At 57.4% G+C, this 24,527-nt stretch carries 19 protein-coding genes and 2 riboswitches; of the genes, 7 read left to right on the forward strand and 12 right to left on the reverse strand.

The window, feature by feature from the left end:
• Nucleotides 1-164 precede the first annotated feature (164 nt).
• Both NF78_RS04950 and NF78_RS29050 read left to right on the forward strand, forming a co-directional pair.
• On the forward strand, nt 165-1,784 hold the full coding sequence (locus NF78_RS04950) for a 2-isopropylmalate synthase (RefSeq protein ID WP_035985134.1): 1,620 nt from the start codon (nt 165-167) through the stop codon (nt 1,782-1,784).
• A gap of 519 nt (nt 1,785-2,303) precedes the next feature.
• Nucleotides 2,304-7,724, forward strand: coding sequence for a PAS domain S-box protein (locus NF78_RS29050; protein ID WP_072015974.1), 5,421 nt, complete (start codon nt 2,304-2,306; stop codon nt 7,722-7,724).
• 183 nt (nt 7,725-7,907) lie between these two features.
• On the opposite strand, the gene NF78_RS04965 is transcribed toward NF78_RS29050, so the two are convergent.
• The 3 genes from NF78_RS04965 to NF78_RS32240 form a co-directional block, all read right to left on the reverse strand.
• The gene (locus tag NF78_RS04965) at nt 7,908-9,077 is read right to left on the reverse strand and encodes a hypothetical protein (protein WP_197064763.1); all 1,170 of its coding nucleotides are present in this window, start codon (nt 9,075-9,077) and stop codon (nt 7,908-7,910) included.
• A gap of 284 nt (nt 9,078-9,361) precedes the next feature.
• The gene (locus NF78_RS30865) at nt 9,362-9,637 is read right to left on the reverse strand and encodes a hypothetical protein (protein ID WP_156119651.1); all 276 of its coding nucleotides are present in this window, start codon (nt 9,635-9,637) and stop codon (nt 9,362-9,364) included.
• Nucleotides 9,638-9,685: 48 nt separating this feature from the next.
• Entirely contained in the window at nt 9,686-10,834 is a 1,149-nt protein-coding gene (locus NF78_RS32240) for a transposase (protein WP_225885223.1), read from the reverse strand.
• Nucleotides 10,835-10,924: 90 nt separating this feature from the next.
• Between NF78_RS32240 and NF78_RS29060 the strand changes: the two genes are divergently transcribed.
• On the forward strand, nt 10,925-11,242 hold the full coding sequence (locus tag NF78_RS29060; protein WP_072015963.1) for a BrnT family toxin: 318 nt from the start codon (nt 10,925-10,927) through the stop codon (nt 11,240-11,242).
• 151 nt (nt 11,243-11,393) lie between these two features.
• Here the strand turns inward: NF78_RS29060 and NF78_RS29065 are convergent, their stop codons facing one another.
• Entirely contained in the window at nt 11,394-13,349 is a 1,956-nt protein-coding gene (locus NF78_RS29065; protein ID WP_072015976.1) for a COR domain-containing protein, read from the reverse strand.
• 147 nt (nt 13,350-13,496) lie between these two features.
• On the opposite strand from NF78_RS29065, the gene NF78_RS04980 reads away from it, so the two are divergent.
• The gene (locus NF78_RS04980) at nt 13,497-13,769 is read left to right on the forward strand and encodes a type II toxin-antitoxin system ParD family antitoxin (protein ID WP_035985137.1); all 273 of its coding nucleotides are present in this window, start codon (nt 13,497-13,499) and stop codon (nt 13,767-13,769) included.
• Nucleotides 13,762-14,079 carry a type II toxin-antitoxin system RelE/ParE family toxin gene (locus NF78_RS04985; RefSeq protein ID WP_035985138.1) on the forward strand — a complete coding sequence of 106 codons (318 nt, stop codon included), beginning with the start codon at nt 13,762-13,764 and terminating at the stop codon, nt 14,077-14,079. Before NF78_RS04980 ends, NF78_RS04985 begins: the two co-directional genes overlap by 8 nt.
• Nucleotides 14,080-14,111: 32 nt before the next feature.
• Here NF78_RS04985 and NF78_RS04990 read toward each other — a convergent pair whose 3' ends face one another.
• Entirely contained in the window at nt 14,112-14,585 is a 474-nt protein-coding gene (locus NF78_RS04990; protein ID WP_035985139.1) for a molybdenum cofactor biosynthesis protein MoaE, read from the reverse strand.
• A gap of 212 nt (nt 14,586-14,797) precedes the next feature.
• Here NF78_RS04990 and NF78_RS04995 point away from each other — a divergent pair, with 212 nt between their 5' ends.
• Nucleotides 14,798-15,553 (forward strand): YdcF family protein, encoded by a 756-nt coding sequence (locus tag NF78_RS04995; RefSeq protein WP_035985140.1) that lies wholly within the window; start codon nt 14,798-14,800, stop codon nt 15,551-15,553.
• A gap of 71 nt (nt 15,554-15,624) precedes the next feature.
• Here the strand turns inward: NF78_RS04995 and NF78_RS05000 are convergent, their stop codons facing one another.
• Nucleotides 15,625-16,632, reverse strand: coding sequence for an aspartate carbamoyltransferase catalytic subunit (locus NF78_RS05000; RefSeq protein WP_035985141.1), 1,008 nt, complete (start codon nt 16,630-16,632; stop codon nt 15,625-15,627).
• Between NF78_RS05000 and NF78_RS05005 the strand changes: the two genes are divergently transcribed.
• Nucleotides 16,631-17,233 carry a hypothetical protein gene (locus NF78_RS05005; protein WP_156119652.1) on the forward strand — a complete coding sequence of 201 codons (603 nt, stop codon included), beginning with the start codon at nt 16,631-16,633 and terminating at the stop codon, nt 17,231-17,233. The genes NF78_RS05000 and NF78_RS05005 overlap by 2 nt on opposite strands.
• 27 nt (nt 17,234-17,260) lie before the next feature.
• Here the strand turns inward: NF78_RS05005 and NF78_RS05010 are convergent, their stop codons facing one another.
• The 6 genes from NF78_RS05010 to NF78_RS05030 form a co-directional block, all read right to left on the reverse strand.
• Complete coding sequence (locus NF78_RS05010; protein ID WP_035985142.1) at nt 17,261-19,762, reverse strand: cation:proton antiporter; 2,502 nt, start codon at nt 19,760-19,762, stop codon at nt 17,261-17,263.
• Between the two features lie 266 nt (nt 19,763-20,028).
• A riboswitch (cyclic di-AMP (ydaO/yuaA leader) is annotated at nt 20,029-20,213 on the reverse strand.
• A gap of 103 nt (nt 20,214-20,316) precedes the next feature.
• A complete protein-coding gene (locus NF78_RS05015) occupies nt 20,317-20,841 on the reverse strand; it encodes a universal stress protein (protein ID WP_035985143.1) in 525 nt (174 codons plus the stop codon).
• A 31-nt stretch (nt 20,842-20,872) separates the two neighbouring features.
• Nucleotides 20,873-21,451, reverse strand: coding sequence for a universal stress protein (locus tag NF78_RS05020; RefSeq protein WP_225885230.1), 579 nt, complete (start codon nt 21,449-21,451; stop codon nt 20,873-20,875).
• 97 nt (nt 21,452-21,548) lie between these two features.
• Nucleotides 21,549-21,696, reverse strand: a riboswitch (cyclic di-AMP (ydaO/yuaA leader).
• 747 nt (nt 21,697-22,443) lie between these two features.
• Nucleotides 22,444-22,749 (reverse strand): hypothetical protein, encoded by a 306-nt coding sequence (locus NF78_RS32850; RefSeq protein WP_263970548.1) that lies wholly within the window; start codon nt 22,747-22,749, stop codon nt 22,444-22,446.
• Between the two features lie 144 nt (nt 22,750-22,893).
• On the reverse strand, nt 22,894-23,079 hold the full coding sequence (locus NF78_RS32855; RefSeq protein ID WP_263970549.1) for a hypothetical protein: 186 nt from the start codon (nt 23,077-23,079) through the stop codon (nt 22,894-22,896).
• A gap of 390 nt (nt 23,080-23,469) precedes the next feature.
• Nucleotides 23,470-24,447 carry an aldo/keto reductase gene (locus NF78_RS05030; protein WP_081972512.1) on the reverse strand — a complete coding sequence of 326 codons (978 nt, stop codon included), beginning with the start codon at nt 24,445-24,447 and terminating at the stop codon, nt 23,470-23,472.
• Between the last annotated feature and the right edge of the window lie 80 nt (nt 24,448-24,527).

The following is a 24,527-nucleotide window of genomic DNA, read 5'->3' on the forward strand; positions in this document are numbered from 1 at the left end:
CCCTGGGCTAAGTCGTAGCGAATCCGACTTGGGTTGGGTAGAATGGTAAGGATAGCTACCGTTCCTGGGGCCTGGGCGGCGGTGATCGCTCTGCGGTGGTCATCTCCCGCAAAAGGCTCTACTCTCGATCTAGCACCCTCGTTATCTCGTCTGTGGGAGTCCCTATGAGCAACCCGCCCAGCCCCGATCGCATTCTCATTTTCGACACCACCCTGCGCGATGGCGAACAGTCGCCAGGGGCTACCCTCAATGTCGAAGAGAAACTGGCGATCGCGCGGCAGCTTTCCCGCCTGGGCGTGGACATCATTGAGGCGGGGTTCCCCTTTGCCAGCCCCGGCGACTTTGAGGCGGTGCAGAAGATCGCCCGCGAGGTGGGCACTGAAACTGGCCCCACCATCTGCGGCCTGGCCCGCGCCACCAAGGGCGACATTGAGCGGGCCGGGGAGGCGATCAAGCCCGCCGCCCGTGGCCGGATCCACACCTTCATTGCCACCTCGGATATCCACATGCAGTACAAGCTGCGTAAGGGCCGCGACGAGGTGCTGGCGATCGCCCCGGAGATGGTGGCCTACGCCAAGACCTTCACCGACGATGTGGAGTTTTCCCCCGAGGATGCGGGCCGCTCTGACCCTGAGTTTTTGTACCAGGTGCTGGAGGCGGCGATCGCCGCCGGGGCTACCACCGTCAACATTCCTGACACCGTGGGCTACCTCACCCCCACCGAGTTTGGCGATCTGATTCGCGGCATCAAGGCAAACGTCCCGAATATCGACCAGGCGGTGATCTCCGTCCACGGCCACAACGACCTGGGCCTGGCGGTGGCCAACTTCCTGGAGGCGGTGAAGGCCGGGGCGCGCCAGCTGGAGTGCACCATCAACGGCATCGGCGAGCGGGCGGGCAACGCCGCCCTGGAGGAGCTGGTGATGGCCATGCACGTGCGCCGCAGCTTCTACAACCCCTTCCTCGGTCGCCCCGCCGACTCCGAGGCTCCCCTGACCGCCATCGACACCCGCCAGATCTACAAGACCTCGCGGCTGGTCTCCAACCTGACCGGCATGTTTGTGCAGCCCAACAAGGCGATCGTGGGGGCCAACGCCTTTGCCCACGAGTCGGGTATCCACCAGGATGGCGTGCTCAAAAACAAGCTCACCTACGAGATCATGGACGCCACCTCCATCGGCCTCACCGACAACCAGATCGTGCTGGGCAAGCACTCGGGCCGCAACGCCTTTCGCACCCGCCTGGGCGAGCTGGGCTACGAGCTAGACGACCAGGCCCTCAACCGTGCCTTCCTGCGCTTCAAGGAGCTGGCCGACAAGAAGAAAGAAATCACCGACTGGGACATCGAGTCCATCGTCAACGACGAGACCCAGCAGGCCCCGGAGCACTTCCACCTGGAGCTGGTGCAGGTGTCCTGCGGCGACAGCGCCAAGCCCACCGCCACCGTCACCCTGCGCACCCCCGACGGCCAGGAGCTGATGGATGCGGCGATCGGCACTGGGCCGGTGGACGCGGTGTACAAGGCAATCAACCGGGTGGTGGACATCCCCAACCAGCTGATCGAGTTCTCGGTGCAGTCGGTGACGGCGGGTATTGACGCCCTGGGCGAAGTCACCATCCGCATTCGCCACGAGGACCGGGTCTACTCCGGCCACGCCGCCAATACCGACATCGTGGTGGCCTCCGCCCACGCCTACCTGCACGCCCTCAACCGGCTGTACGCCAGCCTGCAGGGGGAAAAGGCGATCCATCCCCAGCGCGATGCGGTAACAGCATCCCTATAGCACCGCAGGATTCTGGGCACAGCCAGTAACGGTAAACCTTTCGCGGCTGGCTTCTATCCCCTTGGAGGGATGAGTGGGCGCTATTTCCCATACTATGTTTGGACAAATTGCCGTCTTTGTGCTTCATGTCCGCGATCAGCGCTACACGCAACTCTGAACCAGTTGGCCACTTACCGTTACCACAACCTTTGCAAACAGTCCGGCCGCCTTTGGGTTTTTCACGGGCGAAGTTGACGGCAAAATCAGGGGATTTACCCACGAGCATCAACCGCTGGGGCATGGGCGAGCCTGGCCTCTATCCAGGGCTGTGAAGCTGGCGTTACCCCTGCTGTCCTCGATGGGGGTGGCCGGTAACGCTTTGTTTGCAAATGCATTTGGAATGAAGATCCTATGGCTGAGCCTACCCGTCACTCTACGTCATTCGGCCAGCCTTCCGCTCAGGTTCGTACTCAGGTCAGCAACAGCGCCAGTAGTCCGGTCGCAGCAGATGACGCTGGCTCAGTCCAGCCACCTGGTCTAATGTTGGACATCCAGACGCTGCAAATCCTGGATAGTAGTGATGACTGCATCAAGGTGCTGGATTTAGACGGACGCCTTCTGTTCATGAATCGGGGCGGACAGGCACTGGTAGGCATTGAGGATTTCTCTCCCTTTCTCAACGCCTCCTGGATCGAGTTTTGGCCGGAGGCAGAGCGGCAGAGCGCCAGGGATGCGATCGCCCGGGCGGCTGCAGGGGAGGTGTGTTCCCTGGACGGCTACTGGCCAACCCTGACCGGTGAACCCAAGTGGTGGAACAACAAAATTAGCCCCATTCGCAACGCAGGGGGCCAGGTTGAGCGACTGCTGTGCGTTTCGCGGGACATCACCGAACGTCGGCAGATTCAAGCCAGCGGGAAACAAGCTGAGGAAAAATTACGGGAGTCGGAAGGTCGGTATCAGGCCATTGTTAACCAGGCCGTGACCGGCGTCGCCTGTGTGAATTTGGAGGGCAGGCTGACCCTGGTCAATCAGAAGTATTGCGACATTACCGGCTACTCAGCCGATGAACTGTATCAGCGGCGGATGCAGGATATTACCCATCCCGAAGACCTGCCCCGCAATGTCGAACTGTTTATGCGAATGCTGGCGGATGGCACGCCGTTTGAGATTGAGAAACGCTACATTCGCAAGAATGGCTCGATTGTCTGGGTCAACAACAGTGTTTATGCGGTCTGCGATCGCGATGGCAAGCCCCAATCGGTGGTCGCGATTGTTTTAGATATCACCGAGCGCAAACAGTCAGAGATGGGCGCGGAATTGCTGGCGAACGTCACGCAGAATCTGGCGGAGGCAAACCGGGTTGAAGACATTATTCAGGCCGTTGGCGAACAGTTGAATCGTTATCTGCACGTTTCAACCTGTGCCTTAATTGAAGTTGGGGAGAGCGGCAAGTTAGCAACAATCGTTCACAACTGGCACCGAGATGACATCCCCAGCTTAGTAGGTCGTTATCATCTACCGGAATTTGTTACCGGAGAATTTTTCCAAACGGCCCGACTTGGACAGTCCATCATTGTTCAAGACATTAAAACAGACTCGCGCATTGCTGAGGCAGAGCGATTTACAAGCCTCAACATTGGTTCGTTTATCAGTGTGCCGCTGACGCGGGATCATGAGTGGAAATATTCGCTGGGTATCTACCATCAAACGCCTTACCCCTGGAGCAGCCATGAAGTTGCGTTAATGCGCGAACTGGCCAATCGGGTTTGGACCAAACTGGAGCGAATTCGGGTCGAAGTTGCCCTCCGGCAGAATCATGAAATGTTTTCGGCTTTGGTGGGAGATGCCCCGTTTGGCGTGTACATGATCGACGCCGAGTTCCGGGTCCGACAGGCCAACCAAGCCGCGATCGCCACGTTTAATCTGCAGCCCTTAATTGGACGCAACCTCGCTGAGGCACTGCGGAGCATCTGGCAGGAACCCTTTGCCACCGAAGCGATTGAGCGCTTCCGCCACACGCTGATTACGGGTGAGCCTTACCACTTACCGCCGACAGTTGAATACCGCACGGATATTGCAGAAATTCAGTCCTACGATTGGCAGCTCTATCGCATCACCTTGCTCGATGGCAGCTATGGGGTGGTCTGTTACTTTTATGACCTTTCTGAAATCAAACGGGCCGAGGAGATCATTCGTCGCAGTGGCGAGCGCGATGCCTTCCTGGTCACCCTCAACGATACGCTGCGTCCGTTAACCGATGCGATCGACATTCAGGCAACGGCCAGTCGGGTTCTGGGCGAACATTTAAACGCCAATCGGGTCGCGTACTTCGAGGTCCAGGGTGCGGACTATGTGGTGGCACAGGATTACGTCAACGGCGCAGAGTCGCTGCGGGGAGGCTACCCAATTGAGTCTTTTAGTACGGAATTGCTGGCGACGTACCGCAGGGGTCATACCGCCGCCGCAACGGAGGTGATGAGCGATCCTGATTTATCTGCGGCGCAACGATCGGCTTACGCTGCCATTCAGATTGCCGCCTACATTGGCGTTCCCCTGGTCAAGCAGGGTGAGTTTATGGCCGGACTGGCCGTCCATTCCTCCACCCCACGACGTTGGACAGCGGACGAAATAGCCCTGGTAGAAGAAGTGGCTGAGCACACCTGGGCCGCCGTTGAACGGGCCCGGGCTGAAGCCGAACTACGGGCATCGGAAGCTAAATATCGGGGGTTGTTTGAGTCTCTGGACGAAGGGTACTTTCTGGCAGATGTAATTTTCGACGAAAACGACCGCCCCATTGATATTTTGTACCTGGAGGCAAATTCAGCGGCGGCCCGGATGGTTGGGCAGGATTTTACCGGACAACGGTTGAGGAAAATTGCCCCCAACTATGATGCCGACTGGTATGAAAGCTTTGGTCGTGTTGCCCGAACGGGGCGGAGCGAACGGTTGGAGCAATATGCCAAGCCAGACCAGAAATGGTACGACTTCTACGTGTTTAAAGTGGGTGATGAGCAGAGCCGACGCGTTTCTGTGGTTTTTAAAGATATCACCCAACGCAAACGGCGCGAAGCCCACGGAGCCTTTCTGACTGAGATTGAGAAAGACTTCTCGCGGTTTTCAACTGCGAATGAAATCATGCAAACGGTTGGGGCAAAAATCGGTGCCTTTTTGCAGATTACGACCTGCAATTTCACCGATGTCGATGAAGCTCACGATCGCATAACCGTTCACCACGGCTGGAGCAGTCCAGAGGTGCCCAGTACCGTAGGCACGTTTTGCCTTTCTCAATACCTGAGCAAAGAGTTTGAGCGGGCCAGCCGAGCGGGAGAGACCGTTGCAGTCTGCAATACGCAAACTGACCCGCGCACCGATGCCGCCAGCTACGCGGCACTGGAAATGTATTCCTTCGTCACCGTTCCGTTTCACCAAAATGGTCGGTGGACCCATTACATCGCCATCTGCCACTCGCAACCCCGTACCTGGCGAGATGATGAAATTGAGCTGATTGAAGAAATCTCAAACCGCATTTTTCCACGGCTAGAACGGGCCCGTGCCGAAGCTGCCCTGCGGGAAAGTGAGGCGCGGTTTCGCACCGTCACCGCTACCGTCCCGCAGCTGATTTGGACCGCAACCCCCGACGGTCAGGTGGACTACATGAGTGAGCAGTGGGCAGACTACGTGGGACTTTCGCCAGAGCAGCTTTACGGCTGGAACTGGCAACAAGTGACCCATCCTGAGGATCTGCCCAATACCGTCCGGGACTGGCGGAATTGTATTGAATCGGGCGAACCGGTGGACATAAAACATCGCTTTCGCCACCGCACCGGGGAATGGCGCTGGCAGTTGGTACGGGGTGTTCCCGTCAAAGATGCAACTGGCGCCATTACAAAATGGGTAGGCACCTGCACCGACATTCAGGATGAGGTGGACATTAAAGAAGCACTGCGCGAGTCAGAGGCAAAATATCGCTCGCTGTTCGATTCCATTGATGAAGGCTTTTGCATTATTGAAGTTTTATTTGATGCCGCTGGAAAGGCCTTTGACTACCGCTTCTTAGAAGCCAATGCAGCCCTGGAGAGACAGACCGGGTTGAAGGATGTGATTGGCAAAACGATGCGAGAATTCGCCCCCAACATGGAGGCCTACTGGTATGAAAGTTATGGTGAAGTTGCCCTGACGGGAATTCCGAAACGGTTTGAAAACACAGCCCAGGAACTAGGGCGATTTTACGATGTTTACGCGTTTCGGATGGGTGAACCGCACGAGCACAAGGTGGCCGTTCTTTTCAACGACATCAGCGATCGCAAACGGGCAGAACAGGATCTGCGCGAAAGCGAGGAGTGGGCCCGCATTGCCATCCAGGTGGCCAAACTGGGCGGGTGGCGGCTGCATCTCGATACCGAACTGGTTGAAATGGACGAGCGGATGGGGGAGATTTGGGGAGAGCCAAAAGACGCGGTGATGATTCCCCTGCCCCAGGTCCTGGAACGAATGCACCCAGGCGACCGCGATCGGGTAGCGGCGGCGGTGAGCGCGGCGATTGACCCTCAGTCCACCGGAACCTACGAGATTGAATATCGCATTGTGTGGAATGACGGCACCGAACGGTGGGTGTTAGCCAAAGGACAAGCCCAGTTTGAAGGGGAGGGAGAGTGCCGCCGCACGGTTGATTTCTTCGGCACATTGCTGGACATTACCGATCGCAAGCAGGCAGAAGTGGAGCGAGAGCACCTGCTAAAGCGGGAGCAGTCGGCCCGGGAAGACGCCGAACAGGCCAACCGCATCAAGGACGAGTTTTTGGCGGTGCTGTCCCACGAACTCAGGTCGCCCCTCAACCCCATCCTCGGTTGGTCTACCCTGTTGCTGGGCGGCAAACTGGATGCCGCTAAGACCTCCCACGCGCTCACCACTATCCAACGCAATGCCAAGCTGCAATCAGAGCTGATTGAAGACCTGCTGGATGTATCGCGAATTTTGCGCGGCAAGCTAAATCTCAATGTGGCCCCGGTTAACCTGGCCAACAAAATTCGGGGCGCAATGGAAACGGTACAGCTGGCGGCAGAGGCCAAGGCGATCAATTTGCAATTTACGATTTTGGATTTTGGCTTAAAAAACGAGAGCCCTCCAAACGCCGAAAGCCAAACTTCAGACGTCATGGTGTGGGGCGATTCCACTCGATTGCAGCAGGTAGTCTGGAATCTGCTCTCCAATGCGGTTAAGTTCACCCCCGAAGGCGGGCAGGTCGATATTCAACTGGAACGAGTTGACTCCTTTGCTCAGATTACCGTTACCGACACAGGCCAGGGGATTTCACCTGACTTTTTGCCCTACATGTTTGACTACTTCCGCCAGGCCGATGGCACAACTACCCGCAAGTTTGGCGGCCTGGGGTTGGGGCTTGCGATCGTGCGCCACCTGGTGGAACTGCATGGGGGAACCGTGAGCGCCAACAGCTCAGGGGAGGGGCAGGGGGCCACTTTCACCATTCGGCTCCCCCTCTTACCGGCGCTGTCACCCCCTAACCGGGACGAGCGTTCGCGAAGCGTGGCCTTAGGCACATCGCCCCAGCGGTCCCTCGATCTCAGCGCCATCAAAATTCTGGTGGTGGATGATGAACCCGACACCCGGGAGCTGGTGGTATTTATCCTAGAACAGCAGGGAGCACAGGTCATCACCGCAGCATCTGCCCACGAAGCCCTGCTTTTGCTACCCCGGGCCAAACCCGACCTTCTGTTGAGTGATGTAGGCATGCCGGAAATGGATGGCTACATGCTAATTCGGCAGGTTAGAGAGTTAGCCCCTGAAGACGGGGGACAAATTCCGGCGATCGCCCTCACTGCCTATGCTGGCGACACCAACCAACAGCAGGTGCTGGCCGCAGGCTTCCAACAGCACATCTCCAAACCCATCGAGCCAGAAAAGCTGGTGCATGCGATCGCTCGACTCCTTCCTTCCCGCTAGTTTTCGCCATCCCGAACAGTATCAAGCAGTCGGTCAGCCCGGTTTTCCGCTTAATCACGGGCTCCAATACTGTCCCAAGGAGCCGTCCTCTTCATGCTCCTTTTTGATGGAGAGGTATTACATGCCTCGAGCTGTTGATGGTGAGTTAGGTTTCCTTTCTAGGTTGTTGTATATCGGCTCAATTTAATATTCGCCAACAAAATCTGCGTGAACCCACAGAAACTCTCGTCGCTTGTTCTGGACTCGCACTAGACCGCCAAAACCGGGGTCTTTGTCTTGGAGCAGGGTATGGAGTTCTCGGAGCATGGCCCCTTGGGCGCGAATAGCTTCACCCTGCTCAAACTCAGCGCCATCGCGTTTGGTCTGCCAATCGATGGCCATATTGCTGCTTTTGATGCCAAACTCCAGGCTTTTTTGCCCAAGATCCAGCTCTTCTTGGATGCCCTTGTAGGTAGCGTCATCCAGCATGAACTGGGTGGTTGAGGCGGCGACGGGTAAGACCAGGCTCAGGGTGCCGGTGACGAGTTTGAAGTAGGGCACCGCTTTGGTAAACCATTCGCGGTTGAGTTCGAGTTCATAAACGCCCTGCTGACTACCTCCATTAAGTACAGGCAGAGGTTTGCGCGAATGTTCACACCAGAGGGTGAGCTGAAATTTCTCGCTGATCCATTTGGGGCGATCAAAGAACCCAGGGTCAACGGGCTTGAAGCTGAACAATCGGGGGCCATCCTTAGCTTCATCGGTGAGCATTTGCATGAGGTAGGCAAACTGCTGATCGATTTGGCTCATGATGGCTTGCTGATCTTTCGACAACGCTTGATGCCGTTGCTGCGCTCGATGATCGAGCGTTACCAAATCTCTACGAATTACTTTTAGCTCGTCTTTAACAACCGTGCGGAATTGTTCTAGGCCAAGGTCTTGAGACGGGGCAGGAGTAGTCACAGCATTATTTAGCAGCTGATCGATGTTTTGCCACTCGTCGCAACCCGAAACCGTACAGGGAAACTCTGGGCGATTTTTCTTTTTGCTTTCAATCAGTTTTTGCACCTCGAATAGCCCATGTCCGGGGGCTTCCATGCCACAGGGAGCAATGCAAGGCACCATGATGTTGCAGTTCAGCCCTTCCCAAAAGCTCTCCACCAGCCATTTAACTTCTTCGGTGAGGTAGGAGAGAAACCGTTCTGGATAGGCGGCGCGGACGGTGATTTTGACATCGTTGCCGATGTGCTCTAGCAGGGCGCGACCGTTGTAGTCGTTGTCGAGCATGAGGCCCCGCTGCCAGTGGATGCTGTCGTTGTAGTTGTTGCGGCCCAGGGAGTATTTATGCAGGCGCACGATGAGCTGATAGAACAAGCCTTCGGCGTTGGCGCTCTGACCGCGATCGCTGGTTGACTGACAAAACTAATCGGCGGCATAGCAGTACGTGTGTATTTTGAACTCGATTCGATAGGTGCGTTGCTCGTGCTGTTTTCGGGAGGCCATAGCGGGTTCAGGATCACGGTTATGGGTAAAACAGACATGACGGATGAGTGGCCACCCATTCTCTAATGCGGCTTTCAGCCAATCCCACCCAATGCGGAAGTAGCTATTGCCGCGAAACCAATGGGGGTCAACCCAGCGACGTTTGCCAGCGGCGACTACTTCGAGGCCTTGGGCGGTGACATAGAGGGTAGCGACAGCCAAGAGGAACCAAAGCCGAGAGAGGGCGCAGAGGTCGCGAATCTCTGATTTCTGGAGATTCCAACCGTTGGATTGGTCATCGAGAATTTGACATCGTTGCCGATGTGCTCTAGCAGGGCGCGACCGTTGTAGTCGTTGTCGAGCATGAGGCCCCGCTGCCAGTGGATGCTGTCGTTGTAGTTGTTGCGGCCCAGGGAGTATTTATGCAGGCGCACGATGAGCTGATAGAACAAGCCTTCGGCGTTGGCGCTCTGACCGCGATCGCTGGTTGACTGACAAAACTAATCGGCGGCATAGCAGTACGTGTGTATTTTGAACTCGATTCGATAGGTGCGTTGCTCGTGCTGTTTTCGGGAGGCCATAGCGGGTTCAGGATCACGGTTATGGGTAAAACAGACATGACGGATGAGTGGCCACCCATTCTCTAATGCGGCTTTCAGCCAATCCCACCCAATGCGGAAGTAGCTATTGCCGCGAAACCAATGGGGGTCAACCCAGCGACGTTTGCCAGCGGCGACTACTTCGAGGCCTTGGGCGGTGACATAGAGGGTAGCGACAGCCAAGAGGAACCAAAGCCGAGAGAGGGCGCAGAGGTCGCGAATCTCTGATTTCTGGAGATTCCAACCGTTGGATTGGTCATCGAGAAACGCTTCCTCAATGTCGAAGCGCAAGCCGTATTCCTCGAAGGTGTGCAGGTTGGTGGGTTCATCGCTGACGATGGCCCAGAACTCACCATTGACGCTGTTATAGCCAAAGGCGAGGTGCACCGGGCCATACCACTCCCCTTTGTGGAGCTTAACAGTATGCCAACAGAGCGCCTCCCCCCGCTGAAGATGAACGTCCTTCAATTGGCTCCACCCGTGACCGGCCCGCCAAATCCAGGTATTGCGCTTGATGCGGACACGGTAGTGCCAGCCGAGTTCAGTCGTCATCGCGCTCATGGCCTCGGTGTGAATGAAGCCCCGGTCGGCCAACACGACCACCTTCACCCCCGACGGCAAGCGATGGGCGGCCTGTTGAAGCATCTCCTGGTACTCATCGAAGGCAACGGACGCGCTGCGGTGCCGGAGCACCCGCCAGACCACGGGCAACGCCCGACCTCGATGCACCACCGCCAGGCGGATCAAGCAATACTCATCCCAAAACAGCGAGGTGTCCAAACTCAGGTACAAACAGTCCTCATCCCAGTGGGCTAAGGCCCCCTGAATCAAGGGCTTGTACAGACGATGGACGTTCAGACGGCTATTGTGCAGCCAGCGGCTGAGTCGTCGTTGTTTACTTTGCGCCTGCACCCCTCGACACGGCACGTAGGGCAGCCAGCGCGTCAGGTTGACCTCTCCACGCTGGAGCAAGGCCACCACCATCCATAGGCAGGTCGTCAGATGGCCCCGATGCGCCCAGGGCACCGATTGACCTAGCCAGGCGTTCAAGGCATTGTAGAGGGGGGAGTTTTTTTCACAGCGTTCATGGTTTTGAGTGGTATCTAAGCTTAGAACGCTGGCTCCCCTCTCTCTCCTCAGATCCCTGAAACTACCGCGTCACGAGCTGTTCAACAGCTTTCAGCCAACTTTTGTCAGTCAACCAGGGCCAACGTTGCGAAGCATGGGATTAGCTTTGATGAAGCTGTCACGGTTTTTTACGACGAAAGCGCTCGCGTGATCTTCGACCCTGACAACTCATTCGATGAAGATCGGTACCTAATCTTGGGAATGAGTGAAGCCTCTCGACTGCTGTTGGTATGCCATGTCTATAGACGAAACGATGAGGTGATTCGGGTTATTTCGGCCCGAAGGGCTACCAGCAGAGAAGAACGACAGTACTGGAGTTTTATGCCATGAGGGATGAGTACGATTTTTCGGCATCAGTTGAAAATCCTTACACGAAAAAGCTGAAGAAACAAATCACAATTCGGCTTGAGGAAGGAGTGGTTGACTACTTCAAACTAAGCTTAGAACGCTGGCTCCCCTCTCTCTCCTCAGATCCCTGAAACTACCGCGTCACGAGCTGTTCAACAGCTTTCAGCCAACTTTTGTCAGTCAACCAGCCGCGATCGTCCATAATGCGGCAAATTTGCACCTGCTGTCTGTCTCCTCCTTCCGGCTGTTCGCCCCAGTTGGGTAGCTGCTCTGGGCGCTGGTCGGGCACGAGTTGGGCAATCAGGCTGGTGGTGTTAGCTTCTGGATTCGCAGGGTCGAGGACGACTTTGTAGGAAAGATCAAAGCGCTCCATCAGCCGCAGAAAAATGGGGTGGAGTTCTTTGGGATAGCCGGTTTCGCCAACAAAGGGGGGATGGATCCACAGGTGACTGAGATGGTCAAACTCAACTAGCCCATAACGCTGGCGGGTGGTTTCATCATCGAGAACATAGCTGATGGCTTTGGCCAACCAGTCGGGCTGGAGGATGACGATGTCTTTTAGAATTTCGTCGTAGTCGTAGTGGATGAAATAGCCGAGGGTATGGGATACACGCACAAACAGCTCGGCAGCAAAGCCCTCTAGCCCGTGCTCTTCGCAAAGAGCAAGCACGTCTGCATAGGGCATGTGGGTTTTGCCAGATGCTTCGAGCAGTTCGCGAATCTGCTGCCATTTAGTGGGCACAAGGCGACCCATGCCGGGTAAAGTGGCAGCAACATTGGCAATCGCCTCTCGCAGTTCGGCAATGCCAGTGCAAACCTGAGTTTCAGGATGGGGTTTGCTATTGACATGAAAGAAGCCGACAACAGTATCGCTGCCAAACAGGTCGATCAATTCTTGCCGATCAATATCGGGCTGGCGCTGGCCGGGGCCACCGTGGGTAGCTACTACCAGCACTTTGGCATCTGACTCTCGATGTTTGATCAGCGTAATCCACTCTTTGACAAACCCTTGCTGTGGCCCTTCCCGTGGCTTCCATACCACTAGATAGACTGCTGATGAGCTAAAAAATAGCTGATGGGTAGGACGATAGACCCGCTGCCCTCCAAAGTCCCAACCGTTGAGGGTAATTCCTGTTGCATTATCGGGAGCCGTGACAACTACAGACTTGATCTCAATACCATGGGTTGTGGGACGACCATCAACCCATTCATCTCCCCGCAATGCTCCCAACAAGCAACTCTTACCAACCTCACCCTCACCTACTAAAATCAGTTTCGCTTCATTCAGCAGTGTCTCTCCATTTGATCTTGCTCTTAGATATTGCTGAATAGCAGCTGAACCTTGATTTGCTGCTGCCGCAACATCAGGATTGAGAGGATTATTGTCGAGAGATATATCTTTTAGATTCTCAAATTCATGAAAGTAGAGTGGCAGATCTTTTACGTGGTTATTGTCTACGAAAAGAAATTCCAAGGAAGATATTCGAGCTATTGCATCAGGAATTTGCATAAGACCCAAATCGCTGATATTAAGTGTCTCTAAACTTGTTAGATTACTTAGCCCAAGAGATATATCTTTAGTGCTATTGCCTTGGATATAAAGGCGCTTAATGTTATTCATTTTCGTTAATGAGTCTGGCAATAAGCAAAACTCGTTATTGCCAATTGCTAAATGCTCCAGTTTTTTTAACTGGGAAAAAGATTCGGGAAGATCGGTCAATTTATTATGGTTCAATCCGAGAGTGCTTAGCTGGCTAAGATTAGCTATTTTTGAAGGCAAGGCTGTTAAATTATTTTCAAAGGCAAAAATAGTTTTCAAGCTTGGTAAATCAAAGAGAACTTCTGGTAGCTTGTCTAATTCATTGCGTGAAATATAAAGGCTATGGAGCTTTTCAAGTGTGACAAGAGAGTCTGGTAGTTCTATTAATTGATTTCTAGAGAGATCAAGGTATTGCAATTGGGTGAGAGCCGCGATCGCCTCCGGTAATGCCGTTAATCCCAGTCCGCTAAGATCAAGTTCTATCGCTCCCTCTTGACGGGCTGCCTCAATCTGCCGTTCTGCTTCCTGGTAGGCTTCGTCGCGCGCCATATTCTCTCACCCGCTTTTTTGCTGCCTCTGTTATAGCCTCTTACCCTGGCAAATCTAGCGAAGGGCCTAAAATGAATGCAGCCTCCTGTCGCTCGCTCTCACAAGCCCTGACATAGACAGCCCTTAGCCCCTTGAGGAACCTCTGCCGTGAGTCACATCACCATCTCTCTGCCCGACAACCTCAAAGCCTTTGTGGACGAGCAAGTCGCCCAAAGCGGCTACGCCTCCGCCGATGACTACTTCCTGGCCCTGGTGCAGCTAGACCAGCGACGGCGACAGGCCAAAGAGTCCCTGGATAGCCTCCTGATCGAAGGACTAGACAGCCTAGATCGAGGCGAAGGCATCGAAGCCACCGACAACTGGTGGGAGCAAGAGCGGCTCGACCTGATTGAAAGCCATCAGAGCCAGCGCGATGCTTAGGATAATTGTCTCAGAGCCAGCCCGCCTGGATCTGAGAGAGCATTTTGGGTATCTGGCGGAGAGAGACTATGGCAAAGCCCTAGAGTTCTTTGACGCCGCTCGCCAAACCTTTGCGGCTCTAGCCCGTACACCTAGCATAGGAAGTGCTTACCCCAGTACCAAAGAACGGCTGAAAAACTTGCGAAAGTGGCATATTAAAGGCTTCAAGCGATATCTGATTTTCTACCGCCGTCAAGCCGATAGCATTGAAATTGTTAGGGTGCTCTACGGTGCCCAAGATATCCAAACCCTGCTCGATCGAGATACCTAGGTGTAAGGCCACTTCTAGAGATAGACAGCACATTATTCCTGCTCACAAGCGCCAATGCTTACCCAACTGGTCGAGCCATCCGCCCAGTGTTCCTTCTTCCAAATCGGGGCGTTGTGTTTGAGGGTGTCGATCGCATACTGACAGGCCGCAAACGCCTCCGCCCGGTGGGGGCAGCCCACCGCCACCAGCACGCTGATCTCCCCCACCGCCAGCTTGCCGGTGCGGTGGTGGATCACCACGCGGGTGGCCTCGGCCCAGGTGACGCGAATCTGGGCGGCAATCTGCCGAAACACCTCCAGGGCCATCGGTTCGTAGGCCTGATACTCCAGCGCCACCACCGCCTTGCCCTCGCTGTTGTTGCGCACCATGCCGCTCATCACCACCACGGCCCCATTGGCGGAGTCATCGGCCAGGGCGTAGACCGCCTCCACCGAGAGGGGGGCAAACGTGATCCGCAGGCTGTCGGCGGTGCTTTCTACAGAGGATCTAGAAGTAGCAAGCTGCATAAAGAAGCCATGAAAAACGACTGAGGCGGCACCGACTTAACAAAACGTCGTCTACCGTAGTGGTCGGTTACGCCTGCGGGTACCCACCCCTATCACCCAGGCTGGGGAAGGCTGGAGCTTGGCCCGTGTTGCAGCCGACATCCCCTGCCGCCAATGCCTTGCATTATAGGGTGGCCCTGCTGTTAAGGTCTCAGTCGAGTCGGAGGTATACCGTGGTTGATCTATCGGCCTGCCAAATTACATCGGCGGGCGACCTGACGCGATCGCTCTGGCGACTGCTCAATCTGCTCATGCAACCGAGTATCGTGCTGCCTGTGCTGGCGGTGATGATTGCTGCCCCGTGGGTTGTGCGCCCTCGGCGGTGGAAACGCCGAATTAGCCTGGCGGGGATATTGCTGCTGTTGTTGTATGGTCTGGGTCTCTCTCCCCTGGGAGTTGCCTTGGGAGGTGAGAGTTTGGCGCGGCTGATTCCCCGCGACAGCGGCCAACCCGCCGATGCGATCGTCATTTTGGGTCGTGGCGGCGAATTTCGCCCCGGCCGGGTGCAGGTGGCCGCTGAGCTCTGGCAGCAGCAGCGAGCGCCCCTGATTTTTGCCAGCGGGCGCGGCGATGCGATCGAAATTGGCCAAATGCTGGAGGCCGCCGGGGTACCGGCGGCGGCGATTGACGGCGAACCCTGCTCGGCCACCACCAATGAAAACGCTCTGTTTACCGCTGCACTACTGCAACCGGGCGTCAGGCGACTGATTTTGGTCACCGACCCACCCCATATGGCGCGATCGCTGCTCACCTTCCGCAGCCTGGGGTTTGAAGTCACGCCCCACCCCAGCCCCGTACCCAACGGCATAGATGACCGCAACCGTCGGTTTCTGGTGCTGCGCGAATGGGCCGGCCTGATCGGCTACGGCATAATGGGCCGCTATTTTGCCCGCGAAACCGAGGAGCCGGGGTTTGCGGTGCGGGGGTGAGGAGGAGAGTGGATGGGTGGGAGAGTGGATGAGTGGGAGAGTGCCCTCCACCCCTCCACCCCTCCACCCCTTCACCCCTTCACCCCCACCCCAATCAAATACAACAGCGCCATCCGCACGGCGACGCCGCTGGTGACCTGGTCGCCGATCAGGCTCAAATCTGGGTCGTCCATGACGTCGGAGCTGATCTCGACGCCGCGGTTGACGGGGCCGGGGTGCAGCACTTTGACCGTGGGCTGGCAGGGACGCAGGCGATCGCGGGTGATGCCAAAGCCCTGGTGGTACTCGCGCAGGCTGGGCAGCAGGTGCTGGGTCATGCGCTCCTTTTGCAGGCGCAGGGTCATGACAAAGTCGGCTCCCTCCAAGGCGGGGGCCAGGGTGCTGTGCTGGACGATGGCGCGGGGAATGTCGATGGGCGACTGGGTCGTGAAGGCGTCGGCAAAGCCGGGGGGCAGCAGGGTGGGGGGAGCGGCCAGGTGCACCTCGGCCCCGCAGGCGGTGAGGCACCACAGGTTGGAGCGGGCCACGCGGGAGTGGAGAATGTCGCCCACCAGGGCAATTTTTTTGCCTGCCAGCAGTCCAGCGGTGGGTTGATCCGGATTTAGAGTTAGCCCCAGCGTGAATAGATCGAGCAGGGCCTGGGAGGGGTGGGCATGTAGCCCATCGCCGCCGTTGAGCACACCGACTCCCGTGCGGAGGCGGTCCATCTCGGCGGCGATCGCCCCCGGTACCCCCGACTCCTGGTGGCGAATTACCATCAGGTTGGTGCCCATGGCCAGGTAGGTCTTGGCGGTGTCTAGAATGGTCTCACCTTTGGTCAGCGATGAGGTGCCGGGGGCAAAATTGAGCACATCTGCCGACAGCCGCTTGGCGGCCAGTTCAAAGCTGCTGCGGGTGCGGGTGGAGGGCTCAAAGAACATGTTGGTGACCACCAGCCCCTGGAGCGCGGGTACCTTACGGGTACGGCGCGACAGCACCTGCCAGAAGCTCACTGCCGTCTCCATCACCGTCTCTAGCTCCGCCGCCGTAAAATCGGCCAGTGACAGCACGTGTCGTCGATTCCAGGAAGCGCTTACCATGACCCGTTGTCTCAACCCCGTTCAGTACCGTCCCCACCATACCTGGTGGCGGGCTACAGGACTACGGTTTGGCCTGGTTGGGGCCATGGGTCTGGCGCTGCTGGGGTTGTTGGGGAGTCGCGCTGGGGCAGCGGCAGACAATGCGATCGCCACCCCATTTCAATCTGTGGCCCCTGGCCCGGCGGAGGCGCTGCTCAGCGCCAGCCGCCTGGTGCAGGCCAGGGCCAGACGACTGGTGGTCCCCGCCGACCCCGTGGCCGTGGACCTCTACACCCTCGACAATCGCTGCGAATACTACCAGCCAGAGCCCGTTCTGGTGCCCCGCCCCCAGAGCATGGAGACCACCGTCGCCTGGATTATGGCGGAGCAGACCATTCCAGAACTGGCCCTTGCGGGCTACCGCACCCATTTTGATCCCTCGACCAAAACCGTCACCATCGACCTGCGGGTGGCCCGCAACTCGCGCCGGGTGCTGAATTCGCTTTCCATATGTGAGCAGAAGGCGCTGCTGGGCAGTCTGCGCGAGACACTCCTCAACCAGCCCGACTGGCAACTTGAGTCGGTGACGTTTACAAACCGGGGCAACCCCCTGGTGCTATAGCGGGTAGCTGCAACGGGCGCTGTGACCTCAAGTTCTGACCAGAGCCTGCTGCTCAAGCCAGCCCTGGAGCTGATCCACCGTGGTAAAGGCCATCAGTTTCTCCAGCAGGTCGCCCCGGCTAAAGTACTGGGCCACGTCGGCCAGCTGGGCCAGGTGATCCTGGGTGGTGCCCTGGGCCGAGGTCAGCAGCAGCACTACCACGTGGACGGGCCGATCGCTGCGATCGCGTTGAATCCCCCGCCGATGCACCCCCAGACACAGGCGTGGGCCCTTGAGTTTGGGCACGCGGGCGTGGGAGATGATCACCCCCGGCAGCACCTCGCTGGCGTAGCCCACATCGTCGAAGGCCAGGGCCTTGAGCAAGCTGCTATGCCGCGGGTCGTCGCGATCGATCACCTGGCTGAGCAGGGTATCCACGGTCTCCTCGTAGGTGGTGGTGGTGAGGTCGAGCAGCACCCGCTCGGGGCTGAGCAGGGTCTCCAGGGCCAGGGGCTGGGCCGCGCCAAAGTAGTGGGCCCCGCGCTCGGAGGGGTAGAGCACCATAAAGCTGAGCCGCAGGTCGGCCAGGCGCTGGGGCAGCCGCTCCAGGGTGCGATCGTAGGCCACGGTGCCCTCGCGGGCGCTGACCAGCACCACCAGGTCCTTGTCGCTGGGGGCTCCCTTCAGGTGGGCGATCGCCCCGGTCCAGTCGGGCACCTCGGTGAACCCGCTGCTGGTTTCGATGGGCACCGCGGCAAAGTGCTGGCGATAGGCCTCGGCGGTGTCGCCCACCACATACCCCTGCAGGTCGGCCCCAAGCTGGGCGGCCAGGTGTTTGAGCGATCGCACCGCCTCGTAGAAGCCGGGGTTGTGGTCGATCATGGCGGGCAGCAGCACCACCAGCCGCTGGAAGGTGCTCACCCCGTGGTCAAACTTGCACACCCACACCTGCTGCGGGGCCTGCTCCAGCATCTGGTCAATGACGGAACCAAAGATGCGCTGCCGGGCCGAGCGGGTGCCGTTCCAGCCAATCACAATGTCACTAATGCGGCGCTCGGTGGCCGCTTCCACAATGCCGGAGGCGGGGTTACGGGCCACCCGCGTCACAGGGTTGACGGGCAGATCCAACTCCACCCCGTGCACCACGGCGTGGGCCAGCAGCCGCTCGGCGGCCACCACACTGTTGTCGGTGTCCTCGGCCTCGGTTTCCTCAGCAATCACCGACAGGGGATAGATGGCCTCCTCCGACTTACCATCCCGCAGCAGGGCCGCCACATTGATCAGGGCTTCGCTGGTGGCGGGGTTGGCCAGGGGCACCAGCACCCGCTGGGGGGCCTGGCGCGGTTCGTACTGCTGCTCGTCCTGCTCACGGGCCACCTGGCGACCAAAGCGATCCACCACCGAGGGGCCGAGAATGCAGGTGGCAAAAATCATCAGCACCACGCCGTTGAGCACATCGTCGCCAATGATGCCCAGCTCGTAGCCCACCAGGGTGGCGGCCAGGGTGGCGGCGGCCTCGCAGGTGGAGAGGCCAAACATCACCCAGCCCTCGGCGGCGGTGTAGTTGTAGATCCGCCGGGTGACACCAGCGGCGATGAACTTGGTGATCACGTTGGTGGCCAGCATCGAGATCATCACCACCCAGGCGGTGAGGCTGCTGAACAGCACCGACACATCCACCAGCAGGCCAATGAAAATTAGAAAGAAGGGAATGATAAAGGCGTCGCCAAAGAACTGAATCCGGGTCATCAGGCGGCTGCGCTCGGGAATCAGCCGGTTCAGGGTCAGCCCCACCAGAAAGGCACCCAAAATCGCCTCCGTCCCCACGGCCCGGGCCAGAAACGCGCCGATAAAGACCACCGCCAGTACAAACACAAACTCGCTCTTGCCGCCGTCCTCCACGTTGCGAAAGAACCAGCGGGCCAAGGGCGGCAGTAGGTAGATCACCGCCGCCACGTAGATCACCATGGCCAGGGCCAGGGAGACCCAAAACATGGTGGTCAGCTCCCCCTCAAAGGCGCGGGCCACCACCACCAGCACCAGCAGGGCCACGGTGTCGGTGAGAATGGTGCCGCCCACGGTGGTCACCACCGCGTCGTTTTTCATGATGCCCAGGCGGCTGATGATCGGGTAGGGCACCAGGGTGTGGGAGGCAAACATGCTGGCAATTAGAATCGCCGCGATCCAGTCGAAACCCAGCAGGTAGTGGAAGATCAGCGTGCCCGCCAGCTGCGGAATGGTGAAGGTGATGACGCCAAACGCAAAGCTGCGATCGCGGTTTCTGCGGAACTGGTTCATGTTGATCTCCAGCCCCGACAAAAACATGATGTAGAGCAGGCCCACATTGCCCAACAGCTCGATCGCCTGGCCCCGCTCCAGCACGTTCAGCACGCTGCTGCCCAGCACCACCCCGGCCACAATCGGGCCAATTAGCCCGGGCAGCTTGAAGCGCTCAAAGATCAGCGGCGTGGCCAGAATCACCACCATACAGAGGCCGAAGATCAAAATTGGGTCTTCTACGGGCAGGGGCATCCCTAAAATTGAGTCCATAGAGAGCGTCCTTAGGAATAGATAAAGGATGGGCAATTAGAAGGAAGGTTTGTGAACCGTGGCCGTTACGGCACTGGGCCAAGGCGATCGCCTTGGCCCAGTGCCACTCAATCTCGATAGGTGCCACCGAGAGCCACCGAAATTTGGCGCTAGGACGTTTCCATGGCGTATGCTCCAGAGTTCCAGGTCGATACGAAACCGTATCGCTGTGTACCAACCAAGGACACTGATCAATTCTGTGCTTCCTTAAGGAAGGCTGAATTGCAGTTTCCTCTCAACGCCGACGAGGTTAGCTGACGGGCTAGGACTGAGAGCTGTCCTTCCTGGGTGGTGGTCAAAGGGTGACGCCTTTGACCCGTCAGGATTGGCCCCGTGAGTTGGTTCCCCCGTTCTAGAGCAACGGGGGCCGCGATCGCGACCCCCGACGCCCTGGATTAGGCTGTTCTAATTGTTCTCCAATTTTTATAGCACCGGATTTCAATTGCGCTCAATCTATCCGCAGATGTAGATCATCGCGACCCCCACACCTCCGCTATCCCCACTTACCACGTCCGCTAAACAGACCCCTGAAGCTTTGGCTGCAACACCTCAACCTCCAGACTGCTGTCGTTGGGCACCACAACGGTAGGGCAGGGGGCATGGTTGGCCACGTGGTCACTCACGCTACCTAGAATGAGCTTTTTTAAGCCCCGCTTGCCGCTGTGGCCCACCACGACCACGTCGGCTCCCCAGGCTGTGGCAAGCTGGCAGATTAGAGCGCCTGGGTCAGCTACTTCGCAGACAAAATCGGTCGGAATGTTGTGTCTTAACGCCTCGTTGCGCAACCGCTCCAGCCAGGTGCGGGCCTCCTGTAACTGTTGGAGTTGGGCGGCGTCTTCGTCGTGCTGCACCTGGCTGGAGCTGCGCAGGCCCACCCCAGCATCGATCATCTTCCCCAGGTTTTCGTAGGGTTTGACCGGCAGGCTGTGGACCAGGCGCAGCTGTCCCTGGGAGGCCTCAGCCAGTCCCAGGGCGTAGTCAAAGACGCGGTCGGAGGCCGCCGTGCGATCGAGGGCCACCAGGATGGTGTGATAGTTCACTGGGCTCACTCCAAAAAAGATGCCAATTCTCTTACTTGGGCAGCCCCAGCACCGAGCAGGGGGTTTGAGGATCGAGCTGCTTTACCAGGGGGTGCTTGGCTGTGTGGCAACCCACCAGCAGCACCTCAGCCCCAATCTCTTTGGCCACCTGGCTGAGCTCGGTCGCCACCTGGCCCACCCGCAGGTGGGCGTTGAGCGAGCCGCGCCACTCGCTGGCCAGGCAGCGGGCCTGCCAGAGAATGCGATCGGCATTGGCGATGGTTTTGGGGCGCGTTTTATCGACCACGTAAACCACATGCACCTGCACCGGGTTGGGCCTGGCCAAACGGGTTTGGTGAGCCGCGCACAGGGCCAGGTCGAGGGCGGCCTGACTGTGGGCCGAACCACTGTATCCCACCACAAAGTTGATCGTTTGCTCGTCTATGCTGTTGGGGTCTTTAACCGGCGGTTTTGGCCGCAGCAGCAGCACAATGTCCTTAGCCAGATCGCGGCGACCCAGAGCCGCCTCTAACCGCACAACCATAGGCTTGATCGCGGCCTCGGGGGAGCCCTGAGGGGCGATCGAATGACGCTGCCTTACCGGGGCAGGGGCGCGAGATTTGAGCTGCATGAGACCCTCCTGGAGCCTAGTTATAAACAGCGAACAAGCCGTGGCAACACGACTTAGGACACTGAAACAACCAACGCATGGGCGTAAATGGTGAGATTCAGTCTCCCTCAATGCCGACGAGGTTAGCTGACGGGCTAGGGCTGAGAGATGCCCTTTTCCGATTACCCTCTATAGGGTTTAAGAACTCGGAAATACGCCCCTTTAACGGTTCCCCCGCTCTAGCAGCGTAAAGGCTTGTAAAGCGATTAGAGGCTGCGTGGTTAGATTAGGCTGACTTGTTCGATTCTCTCAATTTTAAATCCGGAAAACAAAAAGCGTCAAGCGGAAGATTACGTTATATAACCATTTCTGGATTCCAAATCGTTGAAATAATTAAGCTCTTCAATTGACCCTAAATCCACTGACAAAAGGAAATACATTGCTCTGGATTTAGCCCTCAATAAGACCTGTACTTATTTACTATTAAAAGATTTATCTTAACGGCCAAGCATCATCCTTGAGAAGGATTTTAGAACACTGACCTCGACGACAGCCCCTCCTTCTGAACCGATGCAAAAGGGTTTAGCGACCTTAAAAGCCCCTATTTCCTTGATCCCTATTCCTAGCACTCAGGGTTTTGGTAGTTCGAAGCATCCTGTCTGGCGGGGGCTGGCAAGCCTGGCTGCTCCGTACTATCCGATAGGATTTTGGTGTGTCATGCGATCGCTGACCCATCCCACTTGTCAATAGGAATTTCTACTTGGCGCATGCAATTATCAGTTTCCCCTGCACAGGTTGGGCGGCGCAATAGCAGACGCTGTTGGCGAATTGTTTCTTTACGGAATTGCTCGGCGTTGGCCCCCTGAATCCCCCAACTTTGGGGGACTTTGACCTTCCGCCCCCCCAGGATTGGGGGCTGGGGGGGCTTTTCGGGGCAACTTTTTCAAGCGTACTTTGCAGATTGTTGATTTTGCCAACAGCATCAGCGCTAGCAGAACCCAACACAACCAGCCCTAGCGTTGGGTTCCACTCCATTTCACCCAACCTACACCTGATGGAATGTAGGGCAAACTAGCGGGCCAAATAATTTTCACTATCTGCCGCCAGCGGGGCATTTCTAACACCCGCGCCACGTCTAAATAGTCTTTGGCACACTGGCCACTTCCAAAGCCGTATTGATCACCGTCGGCCACAGGGAGGGCGGTGGGGCTTTTCGGGGCAACTTTTTCAAGCGTACTTTGCAGATTGTTGATTTTGCCAACAGCATCAGCGCTAGCAGAACCCAACACAACCAGCCCTAGCGTTGGGTTCCACTCCATTTCACCCAACCTACACCTGATGGAATGTAGGGCAAACTAGCGGGCCAAATAATTTTCACTATCTGCCGCCAGCGGGGCATTTCTAACACCCGCGCCACGTCTAAATAGTCTTTGGCACACTGGCCACTTCCAAAGCCGTATTGATCACCGTCGGCCACAGGGAGGTGATAAAATAACAAAAATAGCCGATGGATTGGCCAGGTTAAAAGTGGCCAGGGCAATGGGCAACCAGGCCACCGGAGACACCGGACGAAAGAGCTGCACCAGCGGGTTTATGGCGGTCATGGCGCGGGGCGACAGGCCAATCCAAAAGCCTACTTGAATGGCCACAAAAGTACCTAGCAAAAAAAACCAGCAGCACCCGACGCAGACTGGCCAACAGCAGCCAGCCAATGCCCAGATTGCCCGGCCCACGCCGGAAAAAAGGATTGGTAATGTAGTCGATTAACCCAATCTATCCGCCGACATAGGTGCTTTTGCTTTATTTATTCGTCTGGCATAAAGCTCCCCTAGGGGCTCCTTGTTTTGATCTGCTAGTAACAGTTTTAATTGGTCTTCAAAATTGGAACGTCATCACTTTGCAGGGTGAACCAAGGCCAGCCTAAGGGATGCACTGGCCTGTTGGCACAACACACCCTTTATTAGCGCGATCGCAGTTGTTTCCCACTCCAAACTGCTGTCGGAGCTACATATCCAAAGACAGATTCTTGCCCAGGTTATCTAACAGTAAGCCTGGGTAAGTTGGGAGAGCCGAGCTTTTTCGTCGGAGCTGAGTTCCCAACCCAAAGCCCCGGCATTCTGGGCGGCCTGGCGGGCATTTTTGGCACCGGGAATGGGCAGCACATTGCCTTGGCACACCAACCAGTTGAGGGCTACCTGGGCCGGGGTGCGCTCCCGCCGCTCGCCAATCTCCTGAAGCGCCTGGATCACCGGCATCAGCTTGGTCAGTCCGCCTTGGCTAAAGCGGGGGTCAAGCCAGCGCGCTCCGGCGGGCTTGAGATTGGACTCTGGGGTGTATTTTCCGGTCAGCAACCCCTGGGCCAGGGGGCTGTAGGCCAGAATGGTGACCCCCAACTCCCGCGCTGTGGCGATGATGCCATTGGTCTCGGGCTTGCGGTTGAGCAGCGAGTACTGTACCTGGTTGGCCGCCAGGGGCACCCCCTGTTCGGCCAGGGAACGATGGGCGTCGCGCATTTGCTGGGCCGAGTAGTTGCTCACCCCCACAGCCCCAATCCGGCCCCGCTTAACCTCCGCCCCCAGGGCCAGCATCAGATCCTTCTGGCTGAGCAAAAAGTCGAGGGGCCAGTGCACCTGGTAGAGCGCCACCGAGGCCACCTGAAGGCGATCGAGGCTGGCGGACAGGGCATCGGCCACGGATTGCTTGGAAAACCGCCACGGCAGCGGGAAGTATTTGGTAGCTACCACAGCGTTCTGGGTCACCTGCTGGGGGCGCTGCTGCATGAAGCGGCCAATTAATTTTTCTGACTGGCCAAAGCCATAAATCTCGGCGGTGTCAAACAGCGTCAGGCCAGCATCCAGCGCAGCGGCAAAGGCAGCATGTAAATCACTGTCGCTGTAGGCCTTGCCGTAGTCCCAAAAGAGCGAGTCGCCCCAGGCCCAGGTGCCTACGCCCAGCGCCGGTACAACCAGACCATCCGGGCCAAGGGTAACGGTTTGCAGATTGGCGATGGGGGACATGGGAAGGGCTCCGACGACAGCGAAGGGTACACCCTATATTGTAAACTTTGGTAAAGAGTTTTCAGAATCATCCCCAAGGA

The organism is Leptolyngbya sp. KIOST-1, from assembly GCF_000763385.1.
In the GTDB taxonomy this organism is placed as follows: Bacteria; Cyanobacteriota; Cyanobacteriia; order Phormidesmidales; family Phormidesmidaceae; genus Nodosilinea.

Excerpts from the sequence above, each read along its gene's own strand:
- NF78_RS05020 (WP_225885230.1), bottom strand. The coding sequence starts at position 21,451 with ATGCAGCTCAAATCTCGCGCCCCTGCCCCGGTAAGGCAGCGTCATTCG.
- NF78_RS04985 (WP_035985138.1), top strand. The coding sequence starts at position 13,762 with ATGCTTAGGATAATTGTCTCAGAGCCAGCCCGCCTGGATCTGAGAGAG.
- NF78_RS05030 (WP_081972512.1), bottom strand. The coding sequence starts at position 24,447 with ATGTCCCCCATCGCCAATCTGCAAACCGTTACCCTTGGCCCGGATGGT.
- NF78_RS32850 (WP_263970548.1), bottom strand. The coding sequence starts at position 22,749 with ATGGAGTGGAACCCAACGCTAGGGCTGGTTGTGTTGGGTTCTGCTAGC.
- NF78_RS05010 (WP_035985142.1), bottom strand. The coding sequence starts at position 19,762 with ATGGACTCAATTTTAGGGATGCCCCTGCCCGTAGAAGACCCAATTTTG.
- NF78_RS04990 (WP_035985139.1), bottom strand. The coding sequence starts at position 14,585 with ATGCAGCTTGCTACTTCTAGATCCTCTGTAGAAAGCACCGCCGACAGC.
- NF78_RS29050 (WP_072015974.1), top strand. The coding sequence starts at position 2,304 with ATGTTGGACATCCAGACGCTGCAAATCCTGGATAGTAGTGATGACTGC.
- NF78_RS05000 (WP_035985141.1), bottom strand. The coding sequence starts at position 16,632 with ATGGTAAGCGCTTCCTGGAATCGACGACACGTGCTGTCACTGGCCGAT.
- NF78_RS04950 (WP_035985134.1), top strand. The coding sequence starts at position 165 with ATGAGCAACCCGCCCAGCCCCGATCGCATTCTCATTTTCGACACCACC.
- NF78_RS05005 (WP_156119652.1), top strand. The coding sequence starts at position 16,631 with ATGACCCGTTGTCTCAACCCCGTTCAGTACCGTCCCCACCATACCTGG.
- NF78_RS29065 (WP_072015976.1), bottom strand. The coding sequence starts at position 13,349 with ATGGCGCGCGACGAAGCCTACCAGGAAGCAGAACGGCAGATTGAGGCA.